Source organism: Streptomyces arenae (genome assembly GCF_022343545.1).
Classification (GTDB): Bacteria; Actinomycetota; Actinomycetes; order Streptomycetales; family Streptomycetaceae; genus Streptomyces; species Streptomyces humi.
On sequence record NZ_JAKQYH010000063.1, the window covers coordinates 14,840 to 41,653 of the forward strand.

Here is a 26,814-nt window from a genome sequence, read left to right on the forward strand (position 1 = left end):
CATCGTGGCATCGCACGGACCCCGGGACGGGGAGGCGCCGGGGGTGTCCAGAAGCAGACGGGGGGCGGGCGGGGGCCCGGGGCTGGGGTCAGGAACGGCGGCGGGGCTTGCCTCGTTTCGCGGGCTTGGCGGACTGGGTGCGCTTCGCCGCGCCGGTGCGCGACTGCGCCGCCTTGGCCGGGGCGGGCTTCTGCGACCGCTTGGGCTTCTCCTGCGAGCCCTGCGGTGCCTGTGCCGGCTGCCGGCCGCGGGTGCTGTTCACGGTGCGGCCGCGGACGATGCCGATGAAGTCCTCGACCAGGTCCGTGGTGGCCGCCTCCGGCCAGGACAGCGCGACGGTCGACTCGGGACCGTCGGTGAGCGTCCGGTAGGTGAGGTCCCGGCGGTGGTAGAGCCGGGCCAGGGACTGCGGCACGACCAGGAGGCCCACGCCGGCGGCGACCAGCTCGACGGCGTCCTCGGTGGTCGCGGGGCGCTCGAACGCGGGCTCGCCGGGCGGGGCGTCCCAGTCGAACACGTCGTCCAGGGGGTGGCAGAGGACCTCGTCGGCCAGGTCGGCGACCGTGACCTCCTCGGCCGCGGTGATCACGTGGTCCTTGGGGACGACGACCACCGTGGTCTCGGTGTACAGGGGGATCGCGCTGAAGAACGTGCGGTCCACGGGGAGCCGTACGAGACCGGCGTCCGCCTCGCCCGCGCGCAGCAGTCCGGACACCTCGGCGGCCGGGACCTGGTGGAGGGTGAGCGGGACGCCGGGCAGGCGCTCGTTCCAGATCCTTACCCATTTGGCGGGCGTCGCGCCGGGAACGTACGCGAGCCGGAACGACGGTGTTTCCTCCGAGCCTGTCACCAGGCAAGGTTAACCGGCCGCGGTCGGGGGCGGCGGCCGGCCCGGTACGCGCGTGGTCCGCGCCCGCGCGCCCGGCCGATACCCTTGACCTCATGAGTTCGCACCAGACCGCCCAGACGATGAAGCCCGCGACCGCGGCGAAGAAGCTGGGGGTGTACCTGCCCGCCACGCCCGCCGCCTTCCAGGAGGGTGTCGTCTCGCGCGCCGAGCTGACCGAGCTCCAGGCGAACCCTCCCGAGTGGCTGCGCGAGCTGCAGGCCAACGGGCCGCACCCGCGTCCGGTGGTCGCGGCCAAGCTGGGCGTGTCCATCGCGGGGCTGGCGCGCGGCGGGGTGACGGAGGCGCTCACCACCGAGCAGATCGAGGAGCTGAAGCGCGACCTGCCCGCGTGGCTGGAGAAGGAGCGCGCCACCCAGGCCGAGGTCCGCAAGGAGGGCGCACGACTGAAGAACCTGAAGCGCGCGAAGGAGGCGGGCGAGGACTGACGTCCGGCCCACCCGATCTTCCCCACGGCCCCGGCCGAGGCCCACCGCCTCGGCCGGGGCCGTGGCCGTACCGTCCCGACCTGCTTCTTCCCTCGCGGGCGGGGCTCTCGAAGGGTGTTGTCAGTGGCCTCCCCTACAGTTCCCAGCACTTGATCACTGCGGTGCGGGGAGGCACGCATGGGGTGGGTGACGGCCGGGGACTACGAAGTAGCCCTGGACGACGGGAAGGTGGTCTGCCGCAACGCGGCGGGGCGGCGGCTGAAGTCCGTGCCGGCGAAGCTGGCGGACGATCCGGCCGTGCTGGGACTGCGGCAGCTCACCGAGTGGCTGGAGCGGCACGAACGGCAGTGCCTGGGCGACGTGGAGCGGTGGATGACCCGTTCGCTGCCGGTACCGCTGGCCGTCCTCACCCGGGTCTGGCCGGACCTGGCCTGGCAGGCGGCGCTGCGCGACCTGGTCGTCACCGGCGCCGACGGCGAGGTGGCCGGGTTCCTGCGGGACGCCGACACCGGCCGCGGGCTCGGGCTCGTCGACCTCGACGGCGACACCGTGCGCATCACACCCGAACTGGTCCGCCTGCCGCACCCGGTGCTCCTCGACGACCTGGAGGAGCTGCGGGAGTTCGCGGTGGAGCTGGGGGTCGAGCAGAAGGCGCAGCAGCTGTTCCGCGAGGTCTGGCACCGCCCGGCGACGCTGGACGCGGAGGGCACCCAGGTCGAGGAGTACGCGGGCGGGGTCTTCAAGGAGCTGCGGTTCCTGCACGGCCGGGCCGGCTCCCTGGGGTACCGGGTGCGCGGCGGACACGCGGTGTGCTCCGTGCTGGAGGCGGGCCGCCAGGTGGAGGCCCGGGTCTGGGTCGGCGACTTCGACGGCTACTACGAGACCGAGACCGGCCCGCTGGCGTGGACCGACCCGGCGGGCCGGCCGCTGAAGCTGGGGCAGGTCGGCCCGGTCGCCTGGTCGGAGGGCATGCGGATGGCGGCGGCGCTGTACGCGGGGCGGGACATCGAGGACGAGGAGCGGGCGGCATGACCACGTACGACGACACCACCAGCGCCGCGTTGCTCGACGCCGGCGCGATCCTGCCCGCGGGCACCACCGGACGCGAGGACGCCGACGTCCTGACCGCCCGCACCTACACCCACCCCGCCCTGGACGACCGCCGGGTGGTGCGGCTGGTGCCGGGCACCCTCGGTGAGGCCGAGGACCTGGCCCTGGAGTTCCTCGGCCTGGCCCGGGACCCGGAGGCGCCCGAGGTGGGCCAGGTGCGCCGGGAGACCCTGGGCTTCCCCGCCTGGGCGCTGGTCCACGACCCGGCCAACGGCCACCATGCCCTCGCCCTGGTCAAGGACGTGGAGCGGCTGGCCCGGCAGGCGAAGTCCAAGCCGGGCAACGCCAAGGAGGGTTTCGAGGCGCTCGGCGAGCGGCTGGGCCGTGCGGTCCCGCACTTCCTGCCCACGTTCTACGAGCAGGCCGCGCGGGTCTTCCTCCAGCACGAGAACACCACGTACGCGGCCGCCTTCTTCGGCAAGGCCCGTGAGGCGGAGCGGGTGCACGCCCTCGCGGTCGACGAGGAGCGGCAGCGGGCGGTGTTCCTGGAGTTCGCGTTCGCCGGGGCGCTCACCGTGAAGGCGCTCAAGGAGTACGTGCGGGACCTGGCCCGGCGGCTCCGACCGGACGTCGCCTGGGCCCAGTTCCGGCAGCTGACGGTGGAGCGCTGCGCGGCCGGGATGCCGCCGTACGCCTCGCTGCCGCAGGACGCGCGCGGCCTGGTCAGGGCGGCCGGTCTCGACCGGGTCACCGAGGAGTGCGCCCTCGTCGCCGACCTGCTGGTGTCCCCGGCGGCGGTACGGGCGCCCGCCTCCTTCTGGAACGCCTACCGCACGGTGCTGCCCGTCCTCGCCGAGCGGCGGCCCGAGCTGCGGGTGCGGCTGCTGGAGATCATGCCGGCCGGTCTGGGCCGTGAGGTGGCGGACGACGAGTTCTGGCTGGCGCTGCTCGCCGAGTGCGGGGCGGACCTGCTGCTCACCGAGGAGGGCGGCGAGGCCGACGCGGCGGACTGGCTGACCCGGTGGGCCCAGCACCGCAAGCACGGCGCGGCGTACTCGCACCGCTCCCCGGCGACACTGGCGCTGGTCGAGCGGATGGCGCCGCGGCTGCGCGCGGCCGGCCGGCCCGTCGACCTGTTCACCGGTCGCTGGCGGGCGGGGGCCGACCTCGACCTGCTGGACCTGTGTGTGGCGGAGGGCGTCGCCCTGACCGTCCCGGACCCGGACGAGGAGGTGTACCTGCCGCTCAGCGCCTGGCTGGGTGACGACCGGCCCGGCCGGCGTGACCTCCGGGCCGTCGCGGCCGAGCCCCGGTACCGCGCCCTGCTGTCCGCGGCCGTCGAGGGGCTGGGCCGCGGGCAGGGCAAGGACCTGGCCGAGGCGGCCGCGCATCCGGTGCTCGGTGAGGTGCTGCGCGAGTGGCTGCGGGAGGCGGCCGCGGAGTTCGCCGCCGCCGCCGGACTGCCCGCGGTCGAGGCGCGGCTGGAGCGACTGCGCCCGTTCCGGGCGGTGTTGCAGGAGAGTCCGGAGGCCGTCCGCCTCATCGGCGGGTACGACATCCTTCCGGCGCTCGGCCGCACCCTGCGGGCCGGTGTCCTGGACGAGCTGGGCTGGGCCGCCCTGGACGAGGCGCTCGAACAGCTCGACGCCGAGGTCCGCAAGGACCAGGACAACTCCCTCGCCGTCACCGAGGCATGGCCCGCGCTGATCCTGGCGCGCGGTCGCCGGGCGGTCGTCGTCGGCCCCGACGGGATCCTGCTCACGCACGAACTGCGGCTGCCCACCGACCTGGACCGCTGGCAGCGGCCCCGGTTCCGGTACGCCGACGGCGAGTTGCTGGTGATGTGGCGCGACGGGGCCAAGCAGTACGGCTACTGGTCGAACCGTCCGGCCGAGGTGTTCCCGGTCGGCGGCGAGCAGATCCCCAGCTGGTGGTCCGGCATGGACGCGGCCAACGCGTCGATCCCGCTGCCCGGTGGCGGCCGGGCGACGGGTGGGCGCACCCTGCACGCCGGGGACACGGTCCTGCCGCCGAGCCGCCCGGTGATCGGCGACGGCGTCACGTACTGGCGCCAGGGCCGGCAGGGCAGGCAGTCGGTGTGGCTGGAGTACGACCCGGCCACCGGTGAGCACGGACGTGCCTCGCTGCCCGCGCTGCTGGCGTCGGCCGTCCGCGAGGACGCCTCGCTGCGGCACGGTTCCTGCGAGGTGCTGCCGCTCCAGCCCGGTCTGGAGACCAGCCCGTTCGGCACCGACGGCACGGTGCTCGGGCGGTGGGTGCGCACGGAGGGCGAGGGGGCCGAGGCGCGCACCGTTGCCGGCACTCCGGACGGGCGGACGGCCACGCTGCGGGCCGGGCTGGGCGGCCGGGTGCCGCTGGGGGCGCTGCGGCTGCCGGGCGGGGCCGAGCCGGTCGTCTCGCAGACGTACCAGAGCGTCGCCCTGCACGCGGGCGACGGCACCGAACTCGGCCGGGTGTCGTTCGGCGAGTCGGGCGGGGCGTACGCGGCGGGGACCCGGCTGGTGCCGCCGGTCCCGTTCTGGCACGCGCTGCGCCCCCGCGACGAACACGGATCGGCCGTGCTGCGCGCCCTGACCGACGAGTCGGCCGGGGAGCTGCTGCGGACCACGGCGACGGCACTGGCCGAACGGCGGGAGGCGCTGGCACGGGCCGGTGAGGACGCCCAGGCCAGGGCCGCGGTGCCGGCCGCCGACCAGGTCGCGGTGACCGCGGTGGCGCGGGCCCTTCCCGGGCTCACCGACCGGCGGCTGCTGGCCGGGGTGGCCGCCCTCGTCCACGCGGCCCTGCGGGCCACCGAGTCGGCCTCGGCCCTGGCGACCCCGCCGCGGGAGCTGCCGCGGCAGCCGCGGCAGCGGACCGAGGGCATGTTCGCCGACTACAGCCCCGAGCACGGCGGTGACCGCGCGCTGCACGACGCCACCGCCGGCGTGGTGGCCCTGCGGAGCGCGTGGCACAGCGGATTCGCCGCGCTGCGCCAGATCCGCTCGGTGAACCACGTGCTGTCCGGCAGGCCCGCCGACGGCAAACCACTCGCCCACCGCGAACAGCACGCCATAGGTGACGGCTGGCTGAGCGACGAACACACCGTCCCCGCCATCGGCGCCGTGTGGACGCCGGTCCTCGGCACCCTGCGGCCGCTGGCCTACCGGGCCGCCTCGCCCGCGCTCTCCGCCGTCCAGCGCGAGCCGCTGCTCCTGCTGTTCGAGGCGCTGACCGAGGGACCGCTCACGGGCCTCGGGAACACCCTGCGCGAGGTCGTGCTGGGCGAACCGCACGACAAGCAGCAGCGGGCGGGCCAGGTGCTGCGCCGGGACGGCCGTACCGTGGTCGTGCTCGGCTGCCAGAGCGTCGATCCCCAGCGGGACAAGGTCGAGTGGCTGGCCCTGGACCACGACCCGTCCGGGACGTTCGGCGCCGTCGGGCACTTCACGCTGGTCCGTGAGACCCGGTACAGCACCGGGATACCGGCGGACCGGCTGGCCGAACTCACCAGGCTGGTACGGGAGAAGGGCGCCGCGCCCTGGCGGCCCGAGGCCCCCGCGGAACTGGTGTCCGCGACGGACGGCGGCCTGGGCCCCGTGCAGGCCACCGTGCTGCTGGCCGGCCTGCCCCAGGCCCCCGCCGCCGAGGAACTGACCACCATCGGGCTGAAGCCCCGGCAGCGGGCGTTCGGCGCCGGACTGCTCACCGCGCTGGGCGTGGACGAACAGCGGGCGCTGCTGGGCGCGCTGCTGCCGGACCACCCGGCGGACCTGTGGACGGACGGCCCCCGCACGGCCGCGGCGGGCCGCCTGTGGGCCGAGCGGCTCGGCACCCTGGTACGGCTCCCGGAGGACCTCAGCACCGAGCTCGCCGGCATGGGGATCAGCCACGCCGAGACCGTGCTCAACCCCGCCCGGGTTCCCTGGCTCAGCCGCACCACGGTGTTCCGGCCCGACGCGGACGGCGACCTGGCGCCGGCCGACCCGTCGGCGGTGCCGAACTCGTACGCGCTCACCGGGGCCGTGGACAGCCTGGCCGCGCTCGCGTACGTCCTGCCGTACGGGCATCCGCTGCGGGCCGGGCTGCCGGACGGACTGGCCGCGCTGCGCCGCCGGCTGACCGACCCCGAGCTGCTGCTCGACCTGGGCCTGGACTGGACCGAGAAGGGCGGCCCGACCTCCGTCCAACTGCGCAAGGTGTACGGCCTGCCCGAGACCGGCGGCGGAGACGCGCACGGGGTGACCCGGGCCGGGGAGGCGCTGGTCCTGCGCCCCTGGTACGCGGACACGGAGCACGTCCTGCTCCGGCCGGCCGCGCTGAGCGGCCCCGACGACCCCGTCCTCGGGCTGCTGGAGGGTCTGGTCGGCGCCGGGCGCGGGGCCGCACTGAGCACCGTCCGCACGCTCCTCGGCGACGACCTCGCGCGTGCCCTCGTGGCCGAGGGGCCCGCGGGGCACCCCCAGGACCCCACGGTCAGCGTGCCCGAGCTGGTGACGGAGGCCGCCGCGGCACACGGTCTGAGTGAGGACGCGGCGGCGCTCTACCTCCAGTTGCTGGCGCTGCCCGACCCGACCGACCGCGACTGCGCGCGCTGGACCGGCTGGAAGCCCGCCCGGGCGAAGAAGGCGCGTGCCGAACTCGCGGCGACCGGCCTGGTCGTCGAGGCGAAACGGCCCCGCGCCGGCCGCACCCTGTTCCTGCCCTGCGGCTGGCGTGACCTCAGGGCCCCGGCCCTGCCGGTGGAGACCTGGAAGGAGGCCCTCTACCCGGTCTCCGACGGCGACCGCACCCTGCCGCTGGTCCCTGTGCCGGAGCTGTTCGTCCGCGCCTGGGAACGCGTACGGGCCGGGGACGCGCCCGCGTACGAGCAGCTGACCACCCGGGCGACCCGCCGAGGCCGCCGCCGATGACCACGATCCGCACCACCGCCGAGGACGACCCGTCGATGACCGTCACCACCGCCCCGCTCCGCCAGATCGTCCCGCCCGAGGACCGCTACGCCACCGAACTGGCCTTTCTCGCCGCGTACGACGCCGGGCCGCGCCCGCCCGCGTGGCGGCTCACGCCCCGGGCCGTCGTCACCTTCGTCATGGGCAGCGACGGCCGGGCGCTGCGGCTGCCCGACGACGCCGAGGTGCCGGCGGGGGTACCGCGCCGGCTCGTCGTGGCGGGCAAGTTCGTCGGCGACCGGGCACTGGTGGAACGCTGTGTGGTGACCCTCGCCGGTGAGCGGGGGCTGCTGCTGGTCGGCGAGCCCGGTACCGCCAAGTCGATGCTGTCCGAGCTGCTGTCGGCCGCGGTGTGCGGCACCAGCGGACTGGTCGTGCAGGGCACGGCGGGCACGACCGAGGACCAGCTCAAGTACGGCTGGAACTACGCCCTGCTGCTCGCGCAGGGTCCCAGCAGGCAGGCTCTCGTCCCGTCCCCCGTGCTCACCGCGATGTCCAGGGGTGCCGTCGCCCGGGTGGAGGAGGTCACGCGGTGTCTGCCCGAAGTCCAGGACTCCTTGGTGTCGTTGCTGTCCGAGCGGCGCATCGCGGTGCCCGAACTCGCGGGCACCGAGGACGCGTTGGCGCATGCCGCGCCCGGCTTCACGCTCATCGCCACGGCCAACCTGCGGGACCGGGGCGTCTCGGAGATGTCGGCGGCGCTCAAGCGGCGCTTCAACTTCGAGACGGTGGGCCCCATCCCGGACCTGGACGCCGAGACGGCACTGGTCCGCGGGCAGGCCCGGGCGTCGGTGGAGCGGGCCGGGGCGCCCTTCCAGGTCGACGACGCGGTGCTGGAGGCCCTGGTGACCGCGTTCCGTGACCTGCGCGAGGGACGGTCGGCGGAGGGCTGGGAGGTGGAGCGCCCGTCGACGGTGATGAGCACGGCGGAGGCGGTGTCGGTGGCGGGCGCGCTGGCCCTGGCCGCGGCCTACTTCCCCGGCGACCGCGACGTCCTCGGCCTGCTGCCCGGCCATCTCCTGGGTGTCGTGCGCAAGGACGACCCCGCCGACGCGGCCCGGCTGCGCGGCTACTGGGACGGCCCGGTCCGGCGGCGCGCGGAGCAGGGCTCGGCGACCTGGCGCACCCTGTGGGACCTGCGCACGGTCCTGGAGGCGTGACGCCGTGCCCGACTCCCCCGAAAACGCCGTGGCCCCCTCAGCGAAAGACGCAGCGGCCGGCTTCCCTGAAGACGCCATGGCCCACTCCCCCGAAAACGCCGTGGCCCACTCCCCCGAAGACGCCGTGGTGGACTTCCTTGAAGACGCCTTGGCCGACTCCCCCGAGGCCGCCGTGGCCGGCTTCTCCGAAGACGCCATGGCTCATTCCCCGGCGGCCGCCCTCGCGGCTCTCACCGATCCGGCGGGCCCCTATCTGATCGGTGTACGGCACCACGCGCCGTCGCTGGCCGCGGCCGTACCGGCGCTGCTGGACGAGGCGAAGCCGGACGTCCTGCTCGTGGAGCTGCCGGCCGAGTTGCAGGAGTGGCTGCCGTGGCTCGCCCACGAGGAGACCCGGGCGCCGGTGGCGCTCGCCGCGGCACCGGCCGACGGCAGCGCCGGCCCGGCGTTCTACCCGTTCGCGGACTTCTCCCCGGAGCTGGCGGCGGTGCGGTGGGCCGCGCGGCACCAGGTGCCGGTGGTGGCGTGTGATCTGCCGCTGGCCGACCGGGGGTGGCAGGATCGGGAGCCCGCGGCGGCGCAGGGTCCGGGCGGTCTCTCGGCCGCCCTGCGCTCCCGGCTCACGGGCCGTCCCGGGGACGACCTGTGGGACCGGCTGGTGGAGACGGCCGCGCCCGGATCCACCCCGGAGGCACTGCGCCGGGCGGCCCTGCTGGCGGGCTGGGCGCTGCGGACGGAGTCGGCCGTGCCGGAGGTGGATCTGCGGCGGGAGGAGTGGATGCGCGCGCGGCTGGCCGAGGCGACGGCGAAGGGCGAGCGGGCGGCCGCGGTGGTCGGCGCCTTCCACACACCGGCACTGGTGCGCCCCGACGGGGGCGCGGGCCCGCAATCGATGTGCGGCTACCGCCGCGCGGGCGCGACAAGTTCCGACCGGCCGGCACCCGAGTGGACCACCTCCCTCATCCCCTACACCTACGCCCTCCTGGACGAGCGCTCCGGCTACCCGGCGGGTATCCGCGATCCCGAATGGCAGCACATGGTCCTCGAAGCGGCCGGTGAACCCGCCGCCCTGGAGGACACGTTGACCCGCGCGGCGGTCCGGATCTGCGCCGCCCTCCGCGAGCAGGGCCACCCCTCGGGTCCGGCCGACGCGAGGGAGATCACCCGTCTCGCCGGGGACCTCGCGCGCCTGCGCAACCTGCCCGCCGCGGGCCGGGGCGAGCTGGTCGAGGCGGTCCAGACGGTACTGGCGCAGGGCGAACCGTACGGCCGGGGCCGAGCCGTCGCACGGGCGATGGAGACGGTCCTGATCGGCGGCCGCACCGGCCGCCCCGCACCCGGCGCACCACGAAGCGGCCTCGCCCCCGCCGTGGAGGCCGAGATCGCCGCACTCGGTCTGCCCGGCCCGTCCGACGGCGCCCCCGGAACCGCCCGGGACCTGCGCCTCGACCCCCTCCGCTCGGACCTCGACCGCCGCCGTGAACTGCTGCTGCGCCGCCTGTCGTTGTGCTCGGTGCCGTACGCCGAGGCCAGGTCGGTGACCGGTGCCGGCGGCGCCGACGCCCTGACCTCACGCTGGGAGGTCCGCTGGACGCCGGCCACCGCCGCGATGCTGGCCGCGGCCGGGGTCCGCGGGGTGACCCTCGCCCAAGCCGCCGAGGGCCTGCTGCGCGAGCGGGCCCGCAAGGAACGGGACGCCGGCGGGCCCACGGCGGCACAGGTGCTCGGCGGCCTGGAACAGGCGGCGCACTGCGGTCTGCCCGGTCTCGTGGACGAACGGCTCGGTGACACCGCCGACGTGCTGCCGGACTCCGGCACCCTCCCCGAACTCCTCACCGGGCTGGCCTTGACGGACCGCCTGCGGACCGGTCACATCGCGGGTCTCGACGCCGACGAGGAGCGTGCCGCCAGGGCCGTCGCCGTGGCCGAGCTGCTCACGGCCGCGGCGGTGCGCCAGGTGGACGGCCTCACCGGGTCCGAGGATCCGGCCGACGCCCACGCCCTGCTCGAACTCGCCCACCGCGCGGACCTGTTGGGCGGTGTCCGGCTCACGGACGCGCTGGCCCGGCTCGCGGCCGAAGGCTCCGCGTTGATGCGGGGCGCCGCCGGGGCCGTCCGGGTGCTGCTCGGCCAGGAGGAACCGGGTGCGTTCGGCGATCGGGTGGCGTCATGGGTCGACGGGGCGGTCGACGCCGGTTCCCGGTCCGCGCTCACCGCCCGGCTGACGGGGCTGCTCACGGCGGCCGGGCGGCTGCTGGAGGCGGCGGCACCGACGCTTGAGCCCCTGGTCGACCGGGTGTCCGAGCTGTCCGACGCGGACTTCCTCGCCCGGCTCCCGGCACTGCGCGGCGGTTTCGACACACTGAGCCCGGCCGACCGGGAGCGTCTGCTGACCGGTGTCGAGGGGCGTCTGGGCACCGACCGGCTGGCCGACACCGGCGCGGTCGACCCCGCCGACCTGGCCACCTGGACGGGCGCGGACCTCGCCGCCCGCGAGACCCTGCGCGCACTCGGGCTGCTGCCCACACCCCGGGTGCGGACGGAGCCCGAGACGGTCGGCGCCGCCGTTCCGGCCGCGGAGGACCGCCGGCTGTCGCCCGCCGACCGCTGGCGTCTGCTCCTGGGCCGACGGTCCGACCGGCTTCCCCCGTCGGCACGCGCGCTGGCCACCGCCCTGGACGAGCTGTACGGCAGTGGGCGTGGCGAGGGCAGCCGGGGCGAGCTCGGGGGCGGCGGCGGGCGCGAGGCGCCGTATCCGGGGGTGCGGGAGTGGTCGGAGGAGCTGGCGGCCCTGTTCGGGCCCGGGATCAGGGAGGAGGTGCTGGCGGCGGCCGCCGCGACGGGCCGTCAGGATGTGCTGGCCGAGCTGGACCCGGACACCGTGCGGCCCTCCGTGGACCTGCTGCGTTCGGTGCTGCGGCATGCCGGCGGGCTGCCCGAGGCCCGTCTCGCGGCACTGCGCCCGCTGGTACGACGCCTGGTGGACGAGTTGACGCGGGAACTGGCGACCCGGCTGCGCCCGGCGCTGCACGGCACCGTCCTGCCGCGTCCCAGCAGACGCCCCGGTGGTGGCCTGGACCTGCCGCGCACCCTGCGGGCCAACCTGGCGACGGCCCGCCGGGCGTCGGACGGCACGGTCCGGGTGATCCCGGAGCATCCCGTCTTCCGGACCCGGGCCCGGCGAGCGGCCGACTGGCGGCTGATCCTGGTCACCGACGTGTCGGGGTCCATGGAGGCGTCGACGGTCTGGGCGGCGCTCACGGCCTCGGTGCTGGCCGGTGTGCCGACGCTGTCCACGCACTTCCTGGCGTTCTCCACCGAGGTCATCGACCTCACCGAGCATGTCTCCGACCCGTTGTCGCTGCTGCTGGAGGTCAGTGTGGGCGGCGGCACGCACATCGCGGCCGGGCTGCGGCACGCGCGGGAGCTGGTGACCGTGCCGTCCCGCACGCTCGTGGTCGTGGTCAGCGACTTCGAGGAGGGCCATCCGGTCGGCGGGCTGCTCGCGGAGGTCAGGGCGCTGGTCGGGGCGGGCTGTCAGGTGCTGGGGTGCGCGAGCCTGGACGATTCGGGGCGCCCGCGCTACTCCACCGGGGTGGCGGGGCAGTTGGTCGGTGCCGGGATGCCGGTGGCCGCCCTGAGCCCGCTGGAACTCGCCCGCTGGGTAGGGGAGAAGATCGCATGAGTACCGAACTGCCCGCGGTCGACCCGGCCGTGACCGCCGAACTGGTCGCGGCTCTCTCGCCGCGGCTGCGCAAGCGGCTGGACGCGGGGGTCGCCAAGCTGGCGGACCGCCCGGTCGTCCGGGACGGCGACACCGTGCGCGTCACCGTCGACGACGAGGGGTCCGTGCTCGAACTGCACGCCCCCGACGGCGTCGTGACCGACCCGGCGGCCGTCCGCTGCGGCTGCCTGCTGGCCCCGGACTGCCTGCACCGGGCGGCAGCGGCCTCGGCGGCCCCGGTGGCCGACACCCCCCTGCCGGACCCGCCGACGGCCCCGTCCGCACGCGCGTCGACGGCTGTCACACCGGGGCCCGTGGACACCGCGGCCTCCGCGGCCTCCGCGGACACCGCGGACACCGCGGACACCGCGGACACCGTCGAGGCCACGGAGACCGCAGAGGCCGGCAGGACCGCGAGGGCCGCCGGGGAGTCGGGGCCGGAGTCGGTGGTCCACCTGGCCGGCACCTCCGACGCGGCCCCCACGGCCCCTCAACTCACCGCTGCCCAGGCCGTTCTCGACGCCGTGGCCGCCGTTCTCGACGCCGGTACGGACGGTGCCGGTGCCGTGCTCCAGGCGGAGTTGCTGCGGGCCGCGCACACCGCGCGCCTCGCCGGTCTCCCCCGGGCCGCCTCCGCGGCGGTCTCCGTGGTCACGGCGTTGCGCGCGGCGCGCGCCGCCGACCCGGCGTTCCGGCTCGCCGACCTCGTCACCGCCCTGTCGGAGGCGCTGTACGTGGCCCACCGGGTCCCGTCGGCGACCGGCCCGGAGCTGGCCGAACTGCGCGGCACCGTACGGCAGCCGTACACCCCGGACGGTTCGCTGCGCCTGTACGGCCTGTTCTCCGAGCCCGTGCTCACCGCGAGCGGCTACGCGGGAGCCGTCACCTGGACCGCCGACGCCGACGGCCGGCTGTGCAGCGTCTCGGACGTGGCCCCGGGCGGCGCGGGCCGCGCGGTGGGCGCCGCCGACCGTGCCGTACGCGTCGGTGACACGGCGCTGACGCACCGGGAGTTGTCGCGGGCGGGCCTCGCGGTCTCCGGGGCGACACTGTCGCCGGCCGGGCGGCTCGGCGCCGGCAAGGGGGTACGGGCCGTGCGCGCCTCGGGTGTGGACTGGCGGGCCGAGCCACTGGACCGGTGGTGGGCGGTGCCGGTGACCGAGCAGGTCGGGCGGGCCCTCGGCGGCGGCCACGATCTGCTGTTCCTGGAGGTGACGCCGGTCGGCACGGTGCGGGAGGCGGCGGGTGACTGTCTGCTGGCCGACTGCGGCGGGCTGCCGCTGCGGCTGACGGTGGCGCACGACCATCCGGCGCTGCCGTTCCGTGACAACCTGCGGTTGCTGGCCGCCGCCCGGGGCAGCCGGCTGCGCGTGGTCGCACGGCTCGTCCCGGCCCCGCACGCCCGTGCCCGACTGCTCGCGAGCGAGCACCCCACCCTCGCCGGAACCCGGGTCGACCTGGGGCTGGACCGGCTCCAGCAGGCGGACCTGCCCGCGCCGGTACCGGCCGGCACCGCGCCGACGCCCGCGGAGGCACCCCTCCATGTGCTGCGCCGCCGGGTCGAGCAGGCGGCCTCGGGCGGCCGGCGTGTGCTGGCCTTCCCGGGGAACTCCGCGGCCGACGCGGCTCGTCTGCACCGGCACGGGCTCGCCACGGCCGGCGATATCCTCGACGAACTGCTCGCCGCGGCGGCGGAACGTTCGCGCGACGCCTTCGGCCGTCTCCTTCCGGCGGACACCGGCCGCTTCGCACGGACCTGGCTGACCGCGGCGCGCTACACGGACGAGGTCGAGCGGGTGCTGTGCGCCGCCGCCTGGGGCGGTTGACCCGGCACGACGACCGATCGCGGGCCGCCGCTCCCCCGTGCCGGCGGCCCGCGTGACCGGAGTCCTCCGGTCCGGTGTCGGTTTCCGGTTGAAGCATGCGGCAGCCGGCCGGTACGGGGGTATGCGTACAACTGCGTAGGGGACGGGCAGAGAGGAAGACGTGTCACAGGGGCTGGAAAGGGCCTACGAACGCCTCACCGCACTGGCCGTGGCCGCACTGAACGAACGCGAGCCCGACCGGCTCTGGCCCTTGCTCGCCGACGCCCTGACCGGCCTGTGCGGCGGTGAGACGCTGATCTACAAGCTGGACGACTGGAGCGAGGGCACGGGGACGCTCGGCATCTCGCCTGCCGCCGCCGTCGAGTTGGAGCGGCTCGGTGCCAAGGAGACGGCGGTGCTGCGCTCGGGCTATCCGTTCGCCCGCCACTACGCGGCCGGTCCCGGGCGGACACCGGTCACGGCCGGTCGGCTCGCGGGCCGCGACTGGGCGGCGAGCGCCACCGCGCGGGTACTCGGCGCCGCCCTGGACGTGAACCAGGTGCTGGGGCTCCCGCTGCCGGGGACGGTCGCGCCGATCACGGGTTGTCTGGTGTATCGCTCCGGTGGGGACTTCAGCGACGACCACATGCGCGTCGCCGAGCGGGCGCAACCGCTGCTGGCCGCCGTCGAGCAGCAGCGCCGGCTGCTGGAACAGTGGCGGCGGTCGGCGGCCGAACCGGCGGGGCGCGCCGCGGACGGCGTGCTGACGCCGCGGGAACTCACCGTCCTGCTCCTGCTCACCGACGCGCTGACCGCCGACGCGATGGGCCGCCGGCTGGGCATCTCGGCCCGCACCGTGCACAAGCACGTCGAGAACATCTACCGCAAACTCGGCACCCGCGACCGCATCAGCACGGTGCTGCGCGCGCAGCGGCTCGGGCTGGTGGCGACGCCTCCCTCCGGCAGGGGGTCTGACCTGCGCGGCGGGGGTCGTCGGGAATAGGCTGGAGTGGAGTGGCACCGGGACGGAACGGGGCCTCCCGATGTCCTTCCCTGCCGGACCATCGCCGAGCGTTTGTCGAGCATTTGCCGAGGGGGGTGCAGGAGAGGGAGGCGGAGAGCCATGCCCTGGCGTCTGAACGGCACGTATCTGGAGAGCTGCAACTGTGACGTGGTGTGTCCCTGCACCACCTCGGGCCTGACCGCCCCCGCCGACCACGAGCGCTGTCAGGTGACCTTCGCGTTCCACGTGGACCAGGGGGACGTGGACGGAGTGGACGTGTCCGACCGCAGCGTGGCCGTCTTCATCGACGCGCCCCGGGTGATGGCGGAGGGCAACTGGCAGGTGGCGCTGTACCTCGACGCGGCCGCCGACGAGGGGCAGGCGGACGCGCTGGGCAAGGTCTTCTCCGGTCAGGCCGGCGGCCCGATGGCGGCACTCGCCCCGCTCATCGGCGAGGTCCTGGGCGTGGAGCGCGTTCCCATCGACTACCGCGACGACGGCCGCCGCCACACCGCCCGGGTGGGCGACGCCATCGACATCGAGATCGTGGACCAGGTCGCCCCGCAGTTCGGCGAGGACGGTCCGGTCATGAGCCTGACCGGCATCTTCCATCCGGTGAACAGCACGCTGACCGTTGCCCGGTCCACCCGGGCGACCGGCGCCGGCGTGTACGGCCGGTCCTGGGACTTCTCCGGCGGCAACGGCCATTCGGCGCCCTTCACGTGGTCCGCGTGACCGGCCGGCCGGTCACCGTCGGCCGTGCCACCGGTCCCGCGGGGCTGCTGCTGGTCGCGGCGGCCGCGGCCTGGGTCTGGATGGTGACGCGCTGGGGCGGCATGGCCCCGATGCCGGGCACGATGGGCCTGGGTCTGCCCGCCTTCCTGGCCGTGTGGACGCTGATGACGGCGGCGATGATGCTGCCCGCCACGGCGCCGGTGGCCGCGCTGTACGCCCGTACCATCACCGTGCGCCGCGGGCCGCGCATGGTCGTGTTCACGATCGCCTACCTGCTGGTCTGGGCCGCGGCCGGGCTGCCGGCGTACGGCCTGGCGGTCGGCCTGGGCCGGGCGGCGGACCTCCCCGCCGTGGCGGGGACCGCGGTGGCCGCGGCCGTGTTCGCTGTCAACGGCGTCTACCAGCTCACCCCCCTCAAGGACCGCTGCCTGGCGAGATGCCGCTCGCCGATCGGACTGATGCTGCGCTACGCCTCGTATCCGGGGTCCGCACGCGATCTGCGGGCCGGGGTCCATCATGGGGGCTTCTGCCTGGGCTGCTGCTGGTCGCTGATGGTGCTGCTGGCGGCGTTCGGCGCGATGAACCTGTGGGCGATGGCGGCGCTGACCGCGGTGATCACCGCGGAGAAGCTGGCTCCCGTGGGGCACCTGGTCGCGCGGGTCGTGGGGGTCACCTCGATCGCCCTGGCCGCCGCCGTCTTCTGGGTTCCGGCGCTGGCTCCCGGTCTCACCGGCGGCGGCACGGCCGGCATGTGACGGCGACGGGTGGCGGCCGGCGCGGCGGGTCAGCCGCTCGCCGGCGTCCACTGGATCCGCGTACTGCTCAGGGCGACCACGACCGCCGCCGTCGCGACCACGGCCAGGCCCCAGACCAGGCTGCTGGAGCCCGCCACGAACCCGATGAGCGGTGGCCCGGCCAGCAGGCCCGTGGTGCCCATCGCGGCGACCAGGGCCAGCGCCTCCGAGCCCTGTTTCGCCGCGGCCACGTAGACGCACGGGGTCACCGCCGCACAGCCCAGCCCGACGCACGCGAACCCGAGGAGGGCCGTCACCACTCCCCCGCTCACCAGGGCGAAGGCCAGCCCGGCGGCGGCCAGGGCGCTGCCGAACAGCACCACGCGGCCGTCGCCCCAGCGGGTGCGCCAGCCGTCCGCGAAGAGGCGGGCCAGCACCATCATGCCGGAGAACACGGCGATGCCCATGGGCGCCAACGCGGCGGTGGACCGGGCGACTTCCTTCAGGTAGAGGGCGGACCAGTCGTTCATGGCGCCCTCGGTCACGGTGCCGAACGCCATGGCGCAGCACATCCAGAGCGTGACGCGCGACGGCAGGCTCCAGCCGGTTCGGTTCCTGCTCTGCTTCGGCGCCGCGGGAGCCTCGTCCGTGAGCAGACCGGGCCGGGCCAGGGCCGCCAGCAGGACGAGGACCGCGGCGGCGACCGCGAAGTGGGCCGTGACGGAGGAGGTGGCCGTGTTCATGCCGGAGGCGAGCAGCGCGGCGAGCAGGGAGCCTGCGCTGAACGTCGCGTGCAGCCTGGCCATGGCATTGCGTTCGTACCGGGTCTCCAGAGCCGTTCCCTGGGCGTTCATGGCCACGTTCAGGCATCCCACGCACACGCCGTCGGCCACCATGACCAGCAGGGCGACGGGGTAGTCCGGGGCGAGGGCGAGGCCGAGGAGCAGCAGGGTCAGGCAGAGGGCCGACAGCAGCGACAGGCGTGCCGAGCCCAGCCGTCGCATGAGCACCGGCACCAGCGGGAACGACGCCACGGCGCCGATGCCGGCCGCCATCAGCAGCACCCCGACCTCGGCCGCGGTCAGCCCGAGGTCCGCCTTGATGGCAGGGATGCGCGAGGCCCAGGTGGCGTACTGGAAGCCGAGGGAGCAGAACAGCGCGGCGATGGCCCATTGGCCGCGCTGGAAGGGGTCACGGACGGGGAACACGCACATCAACTCGTTTCGTCGACTCGGGACATGTACACGGCGTTCGCGCCGTATCCGCCCGGAGCGATCCCCGGGTGGGCGGTGAATCCGCGCGCCGACCAGAACCGTTCGCTGTGGCCGACGGCGATCAGCGAGATCCGTTCGAAGCCGCGCGCGCCGGCGGTCAGCGTGAGGTGGTCGAGGAGACGCTGTCCCAGTCCCCTGCCGCGCAGCCGCTCGGCGACGACGAGGTCGTGCAGGTGCAGGTTGCCCGAACGCTGCGCGGGGGCCGCGGGCTCCTCGGCCCGTCGGAGGTCCGGGTAGCTGAACGGCGGATACGGCAGCGCCAGCACGTATCCGGCGGGCCGCGAGCCGACGTCCAGGACGAAACAGGTCTCCGGTGAGGCGTCCGCCCTGGACCGCAGGGCCGACTTCCCCTCGGACAGGCCGAGTTCCGCGTAGGCGCGGGCCTCCAGCGCGGCGACGGCGTCCCAGTCGGTGTCGGCGATGTGGCGTATGCGTACGCCGTCCCGGTTCACAGGTGTCCTTCGCCGACGCAGGTGTACGGGAGCGGGGCGAAGCCGTTGAAGCCCTGGGTCGTGTAGCTGATGGCGTAGGCGCCGGTGGCGAGGACCCAGACGGGGTCGCCGGACGCCAGGTCGCGGGGGACGGGGACGAGGGCGTGTCCCTGGGGGTAGGCGTCGTCGCTGTCGCAGGTGGGGCCCGCCACGACGGCGGGGACGTACTCGGCGTCGGGGTGGGTGGGGAAGACGAGCGGGTACTGCAGCGCGTCCATCTCGTAGAGGCCGTTGAACTTGCCGCAGCTCAGGTAGAGCCAGTACTGGTGCTCGCCGTCCGGCCCCCGCCGCTCGGCGAGGCGGGCCACGTGGGCCCGGATGGCTCCGTGGTCGGCGACGAGGTGGCGGCCCGGTTCCATGACGAACGCGAGGTGGTCGCCGTGGACCTTTCTGAGGTGGCGCATGCCCTCGCGTATGACGGCGAAGATCTTGTCCAGCGGGGGTTCCAGCGGCCGGCCGTACCGGTCGAGGTAGCCCAGGGCAGGCAGGCCGCCGCCGAGGTTGACGTGGTCCAGCACGATGCCGCGCCGGGTGAGGGCGGTGAGGACGTCCGCCAGGCACTCGACGGCGTGGTGCCAGGCGTCCGCCGTCATCTGCTGGGAGCCGACGTGCACGGACAGGCCGGCGGGGGTCAGGCCGAGTTCCCGTGCCCGCTGGAGGATCCGGACCGCGTCCGCGGGTGCGCAGCCGAACTTGTTGCTCAGCCCCCACAGCGCCCCGTCGCCGCTGGTCGCGAGCCTGCAGAAGACCCGGGCTCCCGGGGCGTGGGCCGCGATGGCCGCCAGGTCCTCGGCGCTGTCGGTCACGAAGTCGCGGACGCCGAGGCGGTGGGCTTCGGCGATGTCCCGGTCGGACTTGACGGTGTTGCCGTAGTGCGTCCGGCCGGCCGGGACACCGGCGCGCAGCGCCTGCTCCAGTTCGCTGGGGCTCGCCCCGTCGACCCCGGCGCCCAGGCGGGCGAGGTGGGTCAGCACCTCGTCCACCGGGCAGGTCTTCATGGCGAAGCGGACATCGACGTCCGGCAGTTCGCGCCGGAGGGTGTCGTAGCGGTTCTCGATTCCGGTCAGGTCGAAGAAGATGCGGTCCTCGGTGGCGCCGGCCAGCGCGGCGAGCAGCGGTGCGGACTCGTGCGTCATCGTCGCCCTCACCGTCGCCGCGGTACGGAGGTGAGCGCGGCCGCCCGCACCAGCGGCTCCCACGCCTCCACCAGCAGGGCGAAGTCCTCGATGTCACGGCGCGCCTCGTCGAGGAGCCGTTCGCGGCGCCGTGCCAGCAGGTCGGCGAACTCGGCGTAGCGGCCGCCGAGTTTGCGGTACGCGGTGTCGAGGACGTCCAGCCGGTGGATGTTCTCGCCGCGGTCGAGCCCGGCGCTCTCCCTCGCCAGCCGGGCCACGACGGACGCGCGCACCTCTCCCCGGTCGTCCAGCAGGGCGGCACCGGCCCGCGCCATCCGGTCGTAGACGAAGTTGAAGTAGAGCATCGACAGCAGGAACTTGACGAAGCGCAGCTGGTAGGCGGTGAACCCGGCGTCGGTGCGGCGTTCGCCGGTGTAGAAGTTGACGATGTTCCGGTTGTGCAGGACGCCGGGCTGCCCGGCGTCGTGGACCAGGTGGATCAGGAAGTAGTCGCTGCCGATCGTGTCGGTCGCGGGTGGCAGGGGGACCCGTTCGTGCAGGCCGTGGAAGGCGATGTTGCACATGTCCACGCGCATCGGGTCGACCAGGGTGAGGGTGGCGCGGTCGGCGGTGAACGGCTCTGTGCCGGCGCCTCGGAAGGACTCGTCGACGAGTTGTGTCTTCTGCTCGTCGGACCAGTGGGCGGGGGCCCACAGGCCGACCATGTCGTGGTAGACGGCGGGGTCGGTGCGGAGTATCTCCCCGATGTCCACGGAGAGTTCGCCGATGAAGGAGCTGCCGACCATGGCGACCCGCCGGTCCATGTGGTCGGCGGCCAGCGTGGTCTCGGTGACGTGCCGGGCGGCGTCGGCCGCCCGGCTGCCGAGGGAGGCCAGTTCGTGGTGGACGGGGAAGACGGTTCGTCCGTCCACCACCTGGTACCGGCTGTCGGAGTCCCGGCGGTGGACGGACTCGCAGCCGAGTCCGGCGGCGAGGAGGAAGGCGCGGTTGGTGCAGGCGCCGTAGGAGAGGCCGGCCGGGAGCATCAGGTCCAGCAGGTGGTCGGGGTCCGGCGCCGCGGACCGGTCGATCGCCCGCCGGAGGAAGTCCCGCTGCTCTGCCTCGTCGAGGTGGTGTACGACGATCCGCGGGTCGGCCGGGATCCGGCGCACGGCCTCGGCGTGCTCCGCGTGGGCCGGTGCGGCGCAGGAGTCCAGGACGAGCAGGTGCACCTCGACGTCGAAGTGCCGGACGGCGTAGGCCGCTTCCTCGGCCACGGCCGTGATGGTCGCCGCGCAGGGTCTGTTGGTCGGCAGGGTCAGGCAGATTCGGCGCATGTCTCTTCTCCGGCCGGCGGGGTCGTCCCGTCGAGGTCCGCCCCGGTCCAGGACCTGAGGCCGAGCAGTCTGGCGCCGAGTTCGTCGAGCGTGGCCCGCCCGTACCGCAGGGACTCGTGGCGGGTGGCGTCGCCGAGCAGCGTGCCGTTCCAGTCGGGGGTGGCGAGGGTGCGCCAGGACTCGACCCGGGAACGCCGGAGCGTCTCGTGGGACTCCAGGGCCGGCATCATCGAGAGGTACTGGACCGCGCGCACCTCCTGGTCGGCGGTGTTGGGTGCCACGCCGTGCGCCAGCAGGCCGTTGAAGATCAGCAGGTCGCCGGCCTCCAGCTCCGGTCGCACCACGGGGAACTCCGCGCGGTCGATCCTGGGCCGGATCGGGTCGCGGTCCTCGGGCTGGAAGGCCTTCCACTGGTCGAACCGTTTGAACAGCTCGGGGCAGCACTGGAAGCCGCCGAGTTCCGGCCTGGTGTCGGTCAGGGCGATGATCCCCTGCACCCGCTGCGGCGGCACGCCGAGCGTGGTGTCGACGTCCCAGTGCAGCTCGATGTCGAAGCCCTCGTCCGTACGCGGGATCAGGGCCCGGTCCCGGGTCCTGATGTTGGGCGGGTTCAGGTTGAGCCGGTCGAGCGTCACCCACAGCTCTTCGCAGTCCCAGACGTCGACGAACGCGTCGTAGACCCGCCGGTTCTGCCGGCTGTCCCAGATGAGCTGGTGGTGGTAGGCCTCGACGAAGCCGTAGATGTGCAGTTCCCGGTCGAGGTCGGAGCGGTACTCGCGCTCCTCGTACCAGGTCTCCGGGCGCTCGGGGTCGAGTCCCTGGAACTCCCAGGCGAAGTCCAGGAGCCGGCGGGCCGACGCGGCGGGGACGGCCTGCTTGACCACCACGTAGCCGTAGGTCTGCCAGAAGGCGAAGTCCTCCTCGGACAGCACGCGCAGGGGGCGGGTCTTCTTCAGGTCCCGCAGGGGTGTCGGGGCGAGGTAGGTCTCGCCGTCCGAGCTGAAGTAGGGGGTGTTCGAGGGCGCTCGATGGAGATAACGGTCAGTCGTGGGCATAACGGTGCTCCACACCTCGTTCTCAGGTACCGGCGACCCAGCCGGGCCGCCAACTGCGCGGAGTGCGGGGCGGGGACCGTAGCGGCAGGGTCGCTGCACCGCGGGCCACACCAGCCCCTTCGAACTCGCGTGCAACCAACTTGGACTAGACCAACTCGACCTGTCAAACATCCCGGTTGAGGGCGTGTTGCCGCCAACAGGGCACACGCCGGGGCCACTTGACAGCGACGGTTAGCCTGAGCGGGACGCATTGGTCTGTACCAACGGGAGGGCGCACGCTATGGTCTCCAGCAAGCACAGCGGCAAGGAGTTGCGGCGACTGGCGCGCTCCGTCCTGCAGCCCGGGTTCGTGGGCACCGAGGCCCCCGACTGGGTGCTGCGCGAGATCGGGGACGGCCTCGCGTCGGTCGTGCTCTTCTCCCGCAACATCGTCACGCCCCGCCAGGTCGCGCGTCTGACCGGGCAACTACGCGCGGAGAACCCCGAGTTGATCATCGCGATCGACGAGGAGGCGGGGGACGTCACCCGGATCGAGTCGGCGACCGGTTCCACCCGGCCGGGCAACTTCGCGCTCGGGACCGTCGACGACACCGAGTTGACCGAGGCCGTCGCCGCCGACCTGGGCCGGCAGCTACACACGGCCGGCGTGAGCCTCGACTACGCGCCCAGCGCGGACGTGAACTCCAACCCGGACAACCCGATCATCGGCGTCAGGTCCTTCGGCGTCGACGCCAAGGTGGTGGCTCGGCACACCGGGGCCTGGATCCGGGGACTCCAGTCGGCCGGTGTCGCCGCCTGTGCCAAGCACTTCCCGGGCCACGGCGACGTGGCCGTGGACTCCCACCACGGCCTGCCCGTCTACGAGGCCGACCGGGCGCGGATCACCGAGCAGGCCCTGCCGCCGTTCCGTGCCGCGATCGACGCGGGTGTGCGCGCGGTGATGAGCGGCCACCTGCTGGTCCCGGCCTACGACCCCGAACTGCCCGCCACCCTGAGCCGCCGCATCCTGCACGAACTGCTGCGCCAGGAGCTCGGGTTCGACGGCATGGTGGTGACCGACGCCATCGAGATGGGCGCCGTGGCCGGCCGCTACGGGATCGGCGGGGCCACGGTCAGGGCGGTGGCCGCGGGCGCGGACGCCGTCTGCGTCGGCGGCGAGAACGCCCAGGAGGCGACCGCGGTCCTGCTCGTGGACGCCCTCGTGGACGCCGTCGGGTCGGGACAGCTCCCGGAGGAGCGGCTCGCCGAAGCCAGCCTGCGCGTCCGGGAGTTCGCGACGTGGTCGGCGGGGCTCAGCCCGGCCGGCGTCGCCGCCTGGGACGCCGCCGGCATCGGGTTCGCGGCCGCCCGCCGCGCCATCCGGCTGACCGGGGCCGTGCGGCACGTCCTCCCGCTGGTCACCGCGCCGCACGTGGTGGAGCTGGCGCCCACCACCAACCTGGCCATCGGCAAGGAGACCCCCTGGGGCGTGGCGGCCCCGCTGGGCGAGCGGCTGCCCGGGACGACGTCGGCCCGGGTACGCCACGAGGACCTGCGGACGGGCGACACCGCTCTGGAGACACAGGCGTTGGTCCCCGCGTCGGGACGCCCACTGGTCGTGGTGGTCCGCGACGCCGCCCGGCACCCGTGGATGGCGCGGGCCCTCACGGAACTCGTCACCGCCCGCCCGGACGCGATCGTCGTCGAGATGGGCCTGCCCGGCACCGTCGTCCCGTCGGCCGCCCAGATCTTCACGCACGGGGCCACGGCCGCCTCCGGGATCGCCGCCGCGGAGGTGCTGGCGGGTGCCCTTTAGGGCAGACCTGAGTGCAACGTCCGTACCCGCGGGCCACGTTGACGCCTCCCTGTCGCTTCCCTACCTTCCGAGAGCGCTCTCACGTCCGTCCCTCGAGGCAGGGAGGCCCCCATGCCCCTCGTACGCAGGCCGAGCAGCCGCCGCCCGCGCCGGCCGGCGGCGCTGCTCGCCGCCGCGCTGTCCGCCGTCCTCGTTCCCCTCGCACCCCAGGCATCCGCCGCCGCCACCTCGGCGGCGGCCACGGTGTGCAACAAGTACTGCGACGCGCGGGACCCGGCGCTCGCCGCCGGTGACCGCACGCCGGTCACGGCGAGCATCTACTCACGGTCGGTCGTCCTGCACTTCGACGACGCGGACGCGATGGGCTGGGCCTCCGTCGACAACGGCGGCCCGGGCGACGAGGTGTGGCTCGACCGGTCCTTCGACGGCGGCCGCACCTGGAGCTCGGGCAGCAGGCTCGGCGACACCAGCGTGCCCACCGGCCGACACGGCTGGCGCACACTCATGTACAACGTCGACGACTGGAACAACCTCGGCGTCGGCGCCCTGCGCGCCTGCGGAAAGGCCGGGGACCGCGCCGAGATCGCGTGCACCCCCTGGGCCCGCACCACCTGGAACGCGGGCGAACCGCGCACCGCCGCGGCCACCGCCCTGATGGCCTCCTACGACTACGGAACCGGCCTCTTCGACACCACCGGCTGGTGGAACTCGGCGAACGCGCTGACCGCGGTCATCGACAACATCCGGGTGACGGGCATGGGCAGTTACCGGTACGCGATCGCCCGCACCTACGACCTGAACGTCAACGCGCAGGGTGGCCGGTTCCGCAACGACTACATCGACGACACCGGCTGGTGGGGCCTCGCCTGGGTCGCCGCCTACGACCTGACCGGCGACAGCCGCTACCTGGACACGGCCCGCGCGGACGCCGACCACATGGCGGCCTACTGGGACACCACCTGTGGCGGCGGAGTGTGGTGGAGCACCGCGAGGACCTACAAGAACGCCATCGCCAACTCCCTGTACATCCAGCTCAACGCCGCCCTGCACAACAGGATCGCGGGCGACACGACGTACCTCGGCCGGGCCCGCGCCGGCTGGACCTGGTTCCAGGGCACCGGAATGATCAACGGCTCGCACCTGGTCAACGACGGTGTCGACCTGTCCACCTGCGGCAACAACGGGCAGGCCGTCTGGTCGTACAACCAGGGTGTGCTGCTCGGCGCCCTGGCCGAGCTGTACCGGGGCACGGGCGACGCCGGACTGCTCACCGACGCCCGGCGGATCGCCGACGCCGCCACCACCACCTCGCTGCTCCACACCTCCGGGGGCATCCTGCGCGACCCCTGCGAGAGCGGTGACTGCGGAGCCGACGGGCCGTCCTTCAAGGGCGCCGGCGTGCGCGGTCTCGGCAGGCTGAACTCGGTGCTGCCGGACCACCCGTACACCGCGTACCTCAGGCGCCAGGCGGACAGCGCCCGCACGAACGACCGCAACGCCCTGGACCAGTACGGGCTGCGTTGGTACGGGCCGCTCGACCAGGTGGACGCGGCACGCCAGCAGAGCGCCGTCGACCTGCTGGACGCGGCGCCCTGACGGGCTCGGAGACCGGCGCGGAATCAGGAACCGGCGAGGAAGGAGATCCTCACCTTCCGCTCGAAGTTGTCCTTGTTCGTGTCGACCAGGCACACCGACTGCCAGGTGCCCAGTTCCAGGCGGCCGTCGATCACCGGGAGCGTGGCGTGCGGCGGCACGATCGCCGGGAGGACGTGGTCCCGGCCGTGGCCCGGACTGCCGTGGCGGTGCTGCCAGCGGTCGTCGGCGGGGAGCAGGGTGTGCAGCGCGGCCAGCAGGTCGTCGTCGCTGCCGGCCCCGGTCTCGATGACCGCGATACCGGCCGTCGCGTGCGGGGTGAAGATGTTCAGGAGGCCGTCGCGGCCGGCCGCGGCCTCGCTGAGGAAGGCCTCGCAGTCGCCGGTCAGGTCGACGACCCGCTCCCGGGACCCGGTGGCGACGTTGAGCACTCGTGTGGTGAAGGCATCCGACATGCCTCCATCCTGGCCCATGTGCCGGGCCGTCCGTGCGAGCGGTGGTACGGGAAGATCCCCGGCGACCCCTTGGTTGGTAGAGGCGTGAACAAGGTGCGCGAGGTCGAAGTGGTCGTCATCGGCGCTGGTCAGGCCGGTCTGTCCAGCGCCTATCACCTGCGGCGCACGGGCTTCGAGCCGGACCGTGACTTCGTGGTCCTCGACCGCGCCCCCGCGCCCGGCGGTGCCTGGCAGTTCCGGTGGCCCTCACTGACGTACGGCAAGGTGCACGGCATGCACGCGCTGCCGGGCATGGAGCTGACCGGGGCGGATCCGGCACGGCCGTCCGCCGAGGTCGTCGGGGAGTACTTCGCGGACTACGAGCGCACCTTCGACCTGCGGGTACGGCGACCCGTCGACGTCCGCGCGGTACGTGAGGGCGAGGGCGGGCGGCTGCTGGTGGAGACCGGCGCCGGGGACTGGTCGGCACGGGCGCTGATCAACGCCACCGGCACCTGGGAACGGCCGTTCTGGCCGCGCTACCCGGGTCAGGAGACCTTCCGGGGACGGCAGTTGCACACCGCGCAGTACAGGGGGCCGGAGGAGTTCGCGGGCCGGCGGGTGGTGGTGGTCGGCGGCGGCGCGTCCGGCACCCAGCACCTGCTGGAGCTCGCCCCGTACGCGGCGGCGACCACCTGGGTCACCCGGCGCCCGCCGGTCTTCCGCGAGGGCCCCTTCGACGAGAACGTGGGGCGGGCCGCGGTCGCCCTGGTGGAGGAGCGGGTCCGGCAGGGCCTGCCGCCGCGGAGTGTGGTGTCGGTCACCGGGCTGCCGCTGAACGACGCGATCAGGCAGGGCCTGGCGGACGGCGTCCTGGACCGGCAGCCGATGTTCGACCGCATCACCCCGGACGGGGTGGAGTGGGACGACGGCCGGCACGTCGACGCCGACGTCATCCTCTGGGCCACCGGGTTCCGCGCCGCCCTGGACCATCTGGCGCCGCTGCGGCTGCGCGAGCCGGGCGGCGGGATCCGCGTCGAGGGCACCCGCTCGGTCGCCGACCCGCGCGTCCATCTCGTCGGGTACGGCCCGTCGGCCAGCACCATCGGCGCCAACCGGGCGGGCCGCGAGGCCGTACGGGACATCAGGCGACTGCTGGCCGGGGAACCCCTCGCCGCCTGACCCACGCACCACAGCCTCGCCTCCAGCCCCACGGACCGCA

19 protein-coding genes are annotated in these 26,814 nt (G+C 74.4%); 12 read left to right on the forward strand and 7 right to left on the reverse strand.

The features are described 5' to 3' along the window. Positions 1-88: 88 nt before the first annotated feature. Positions 89-850 carry a LysR family substrate-binding domain-containing protein gene (locus tag MB828_RS27600; RefSeq protein ID WP_301650590.1) on the reverse strand — a complete coding sequence of 254 codons (762 nt, stop codon included), beginning with the start codon at positions 848-850 and terminating at the stop codon, positions 89-91. A 92-nt stretch (positions 851-942) separates the two neighbouring features. Here MB828_RS27600 and MB828_RS27605 point away from each other — a divergent pair, with 92 nt between their 5' ends. The 9 genes from MB828_RS27605 to MB828_RS27645 all read left to right on the forward strand — a co-directional run bounded on the left by MB828_RS27605 (position 943) and on the right by MB828_RS27645 (position 16,519). Continuing rightward, complete coding sequence (locus MB828_RS27605; protein ID WP_301650591.1) at positions 943-1,335, forward strand: DUF5997 family protein; 393 nt, start codon at positions 943-945, stop codon at positions 1,333-1,335. A gap of 177 nt (positions 1,336-1,512) precedes the next feature. Beyond that, a complete protein-coding gene (locus tag MB828_RS27610) occupies positions 1,513-2,367 on the forward strand; it encodes a DUF4132 domain-containing protein (protein WP_301650592.1) in 855 nt (284 codons plus the stop codon). Next, positions 2,364-7,298 (forward strand): hypothetical protein, encoded by a 4,935-nt coding sequence (locus MB828_RS27615; protein WP_301650593.1) that lies wholly within the window; start codon positions 2,364-2,366, stop codon positions 7,296-7,298. The genes MB828_RS27610 and MB828_RS27615 overlap by 4 nt, the downstream gene beginning before the upstream one ends. Then, positions 7,295-8,497: an ATP-binding protein gene (locus MB828_RS27620; protein WP_046729355.1), complete on the forward strand. Its 1,203-nt coding sequence runs from the start codon at positions 7,295-7,297 to the stop codon at positions 8,495-8,497. Before MB828_RS27615 ends, MB828_RS27620 begins: the two co-directional genes overlap by 4 nt. Positions 8,498-8,693: 196 nt before the next feature. Further along, a complete protein-coding gene (locus MB828_RS27625) occupies positions 8,694-12,182 on the forward strand; it encodes a vWA domain-containing protein (protein WP_301650635.1) in 3,489 nt (1,162 codons plus the stop codon). Beyond that, the gene (locus tag MB828_RS27630; protein WP_301650594.1) at positions 12,179-14,047 is read left to right on the forward strand and encodes a hypothetical protein; all 1,869 of its coding nucleotides are present in this window, start codon (positions 12,179-12,181) and stop codon (positions 14,045-14,047) included. Before MB828_RS27625 ends, MB828_RS27630 begins: the two co-directional genes overlap by 4 nt. A 160-nt stretch (positions 14,048-14,207) precedes the next feature. Next, positions 14,208-15,029, forward strand: a complete 822-nt coding sequence (locus tag MB828_RS27635) for a helix-turn-helix transcriptional regulator (protein ID WP_301650595.1) — start codon at positions 14,208-14,210, stop codon at positions 15,027-15,029. A gap of 120 nt (positions 15,030-15,149) precedes the next feature. After that, the gene (locus MB828_RS27640) at positions 15,150-15,764 is read left to right on the forward strand and encodes a DUF1326 domain-containing protein (RefSeq protein WP_301650596.1); all 615 of its coding nucleotides are present in this window, start codon (positions 15,150-15,152) and stop codon (positions 15,762-15,764) included. After that, a complete protein-coding gene (locus MB828_RS27645; RefSeq protein ID WP_301650597.1) occupies positions 15,761-16,519 on the forward strand; it encodes a DUF2182 domain-containing protein in 759 nt (252 codons plus the stop codon). The genes MB828_RS27640 and MB828_RS27645 overlap by 4 nt, the downstream gene beginning before the upstream one ends. A gap of 29 nt (positions 16,520-16,548) precedes the next feature. On the opposite strand, the gene MB828_RS27650 is transcribed toward MB828_RS27645, so the two are convergent. Genes MB828_RS27650 through MB828_RS27670 form a run of 5 tightly spaced genes read right to left on the reverse strand, consistent with a single transcriptional unit; the run spans position 16,549 to position 21,770 of the window. Further along, positions 16,549-17,712 carry an MFS transporter gene (locus tag MB828_RS27650; protein WP_301650598.1) on the reverse strand — a complete coding sequence of 388 codons (1,164 nt, stop codon included), beginning with the start codon at positions 17,710-17,712 and terminating at the stop codon, positions 16,549-16,551. Further along, entirely contained in the window at positions 17,712-18,224 is a 513-nt protein-coding gene (locus MB828_RS27655) for a GNAT family N-acetyltransferase (protein ID WP_301650599.1), read from the reverse strand. The genes MB828_RS27650 and MB828_RS27655 overlap by 1 nt, the downstream gene beginning before the upstream one ends. Continuing rightward, positions 18,221-19,399 (reverse strand): type III PLP-dependent enzyme, encoded by a 1,179-nt coding sequence (locus MB828_RS27660; RefSeq protein WP_301650600.1) that lies wholly within the window; start codon positions 19,397-19,399, stop codon positions 18,221-18,223. The genes MB828_RS27655 and MB828_RS27660 overlap by 4 nt, the downstream gene beginning before the upstream one ends. An 8-nt stretch (positions 19,400-19,407) precedes the next feature. Beyond that, positions 19,408-20,715 (reverse strand): DUF6271 family protein, encoded by a 1,308-nt coding sequence (locus MB828_RS27665; protein ID WP_301650601.1) that lies wholly within the window; start codon positions 20,713-20,715, stop codon positions 19,408-19,410. Beyond that, positions 20,697-21,770: a phytanoyl-CoA dioxygenase family protein gene (locus MB828_RS27670; protein WP_301650602.1), complete on the reverse strand. Its 1,074-nt coding sequence runs from the start codon at positions 21,768-21,770 to the stop codon at positions 20,697-20,699. Before MB828_RS27670 ends, MB828_RS27665 begins: the two co-directional genes overlap by 19 nt. A gap of 280 nt (positions 21,771-22,050) precedes the next feature. Here MB828_RS27670 and MB828_RS27675 point away from each other — a divergent pair, with 280 nt between their 5' ends. Beyond that, a complete protein-coding gene (locus MB828_RS27675) occupies positions 22,051-23,565 on the forward strand; it encodes a glycoside hydrolase family 3 protein (protein WP_301650603.1) in 1,515 nt (504 codons plus the stop codon). Between the two features lie 111 nt (positions 23,566-23,676). Next, a complete protein-coding gene (locus MB828_RS27680; protein ID WP_301650604.1) occupies positions 23,677-25,161 on the forward strand; it encodes a glycoside hydrolase family 76 protein in 1,485 nt (494 codons plus the stop codon). A gap of 23 nt (positions 25,162-25,184) precedes the next feature. Here the strand turns inward: MB828_RS27680 and MB828_RS27685 are convergent, their stop codons facing one another. Then, positions 25,185-25,613 carry a secondary thiamine-phosphate synthase enzyme YjbQ gene (locus MB828_RS27685; protein ID WP_133024936.1) on the reverse strand — a complete coding sequence of 143 codons (429 nt, stop codon included), beginning with the start codon at positions 25,611-25,613 and terminating at the stop codon, positions 25,185-25,187. Between the two features lie 84 nt (positions 25,614-25,697). Between MB828_RS27685 and MB828_RS27690 the strand changes: the two genes are divergently transcribed. Then, positions 25,698-26,774, forward strand: a complete 1,077-nt coding sequence (locus MB828_RS27690; protein ID WP_301650605.1) for an NAD(P)-binding domain-containing protein — start codon at positions 25,698-25,700, stop codon at positions 26,772-26,774. The last annotated feature ends 40 nt before the right edge of the window (positions 26,775-26,814 follow it).

Excerpts from the sequence above, each read along its gene's own strand:
- MB828_RS27605 (WP_301650591.1), top strand. The coding sequence starts at position 943 with ATGAGTTCGCACCAGACCGCCCAGACGATGAAGCCCGCGACCGCGGCG.
- MB828_RS27610 (WP_301650592.1), top strand. The coding sequence starts at position 1,513 with ATGGGGTGGGTGACGGCCGGGGACTACGAAGTAGCCCTGGACGACGGG.
- MB828_RS27615 (WP_301650593.1), top strand. The coding sequence starts at position 2,364 with ATGACCACGTACGACGACACCACCAGCGCCGCGTTGCTCGACGCCGGC.
- MB828_RS27620 (WP_046729355.1), top strand. The coding sequence starts at position 7,295 with ATGACCACGATCCGCACCACCGCCGAGGACGACCCGTCGATGACCGTC.
- MB828_RS27625 (WP_301650635.1), top strand. The coding sequence starts at position 8,694 with ATGGCTCATTCCCCGGCGGCCGCCCTCGCGGCTCTCACCGATCCGGCG.
- MB828_RS27630 (WP_301650594.1), top strand. The coding sequence starts at position 12,179 with ATGAGTACCGAACTGCCCGCGGTCGACCCGGCCGTGACCGCCGAACTG.
- MB828_RS27640 (WP_301650596.1), top strand. The coding sequence starts at position 15,150 with ATGCCCTGGCGTCTGAACGGCACGTATCTGGAGAGCTGCAACTGTGAC.
- MB828_RS27650 (WP_301650598.1), bottom strand. The coding sequence starts at position 17,712 with ATGTGCGTGTTCCCCGTCCGTGACCCCTTCCAGCGCGGCCAATGGGCC.
- MB828_RS27660 (WP_301650600.1), bottom strand. The coding sequence starts at position 19,399 with ATGACGCACGAGTCCGCACCGCTGCTCGCCGCGCTGGCCGGCGCCACC.
- MB828_RS27665 (WP_301650601.1), bottom strand. The coding sequence starts at position 20,715 with ATGCGCCGAATCTGCCTGACCCTGCCGACCAACAGACCCTGCGCGGCG.
- MB828_RS27670 (WP_301650602.1), bottom strand. The coding sequence starts at position 21,770 with ATGCCCACGACTGACCGTTATCTCCATCGAGCGCCCTCGAACACCCCC.
- MB828_RS27675 (WP_301650603.1), top strand. The coding sequence starts at position 22,051 with ATGGTCTCCAGCAAGCACAGCGGCAAGGAGTTGCGGCGACTGGCGCGC.
- MB828_RS27680 (WP_301650604.1), top strand. The coding sequence starts at position 23,677 with ATGCCCCTCGTACGCAGGCCGAGCAGCCGCCGCCCGCGCCGGCCGGCG.
- MB828_RS27685 (WP_133024936.1), bottom strand. The coding sequence starts at position 25,613 with ATGTCGGATGCCTTCACCACACGAGTGCTCAACGTCGCCACCGGGTCC.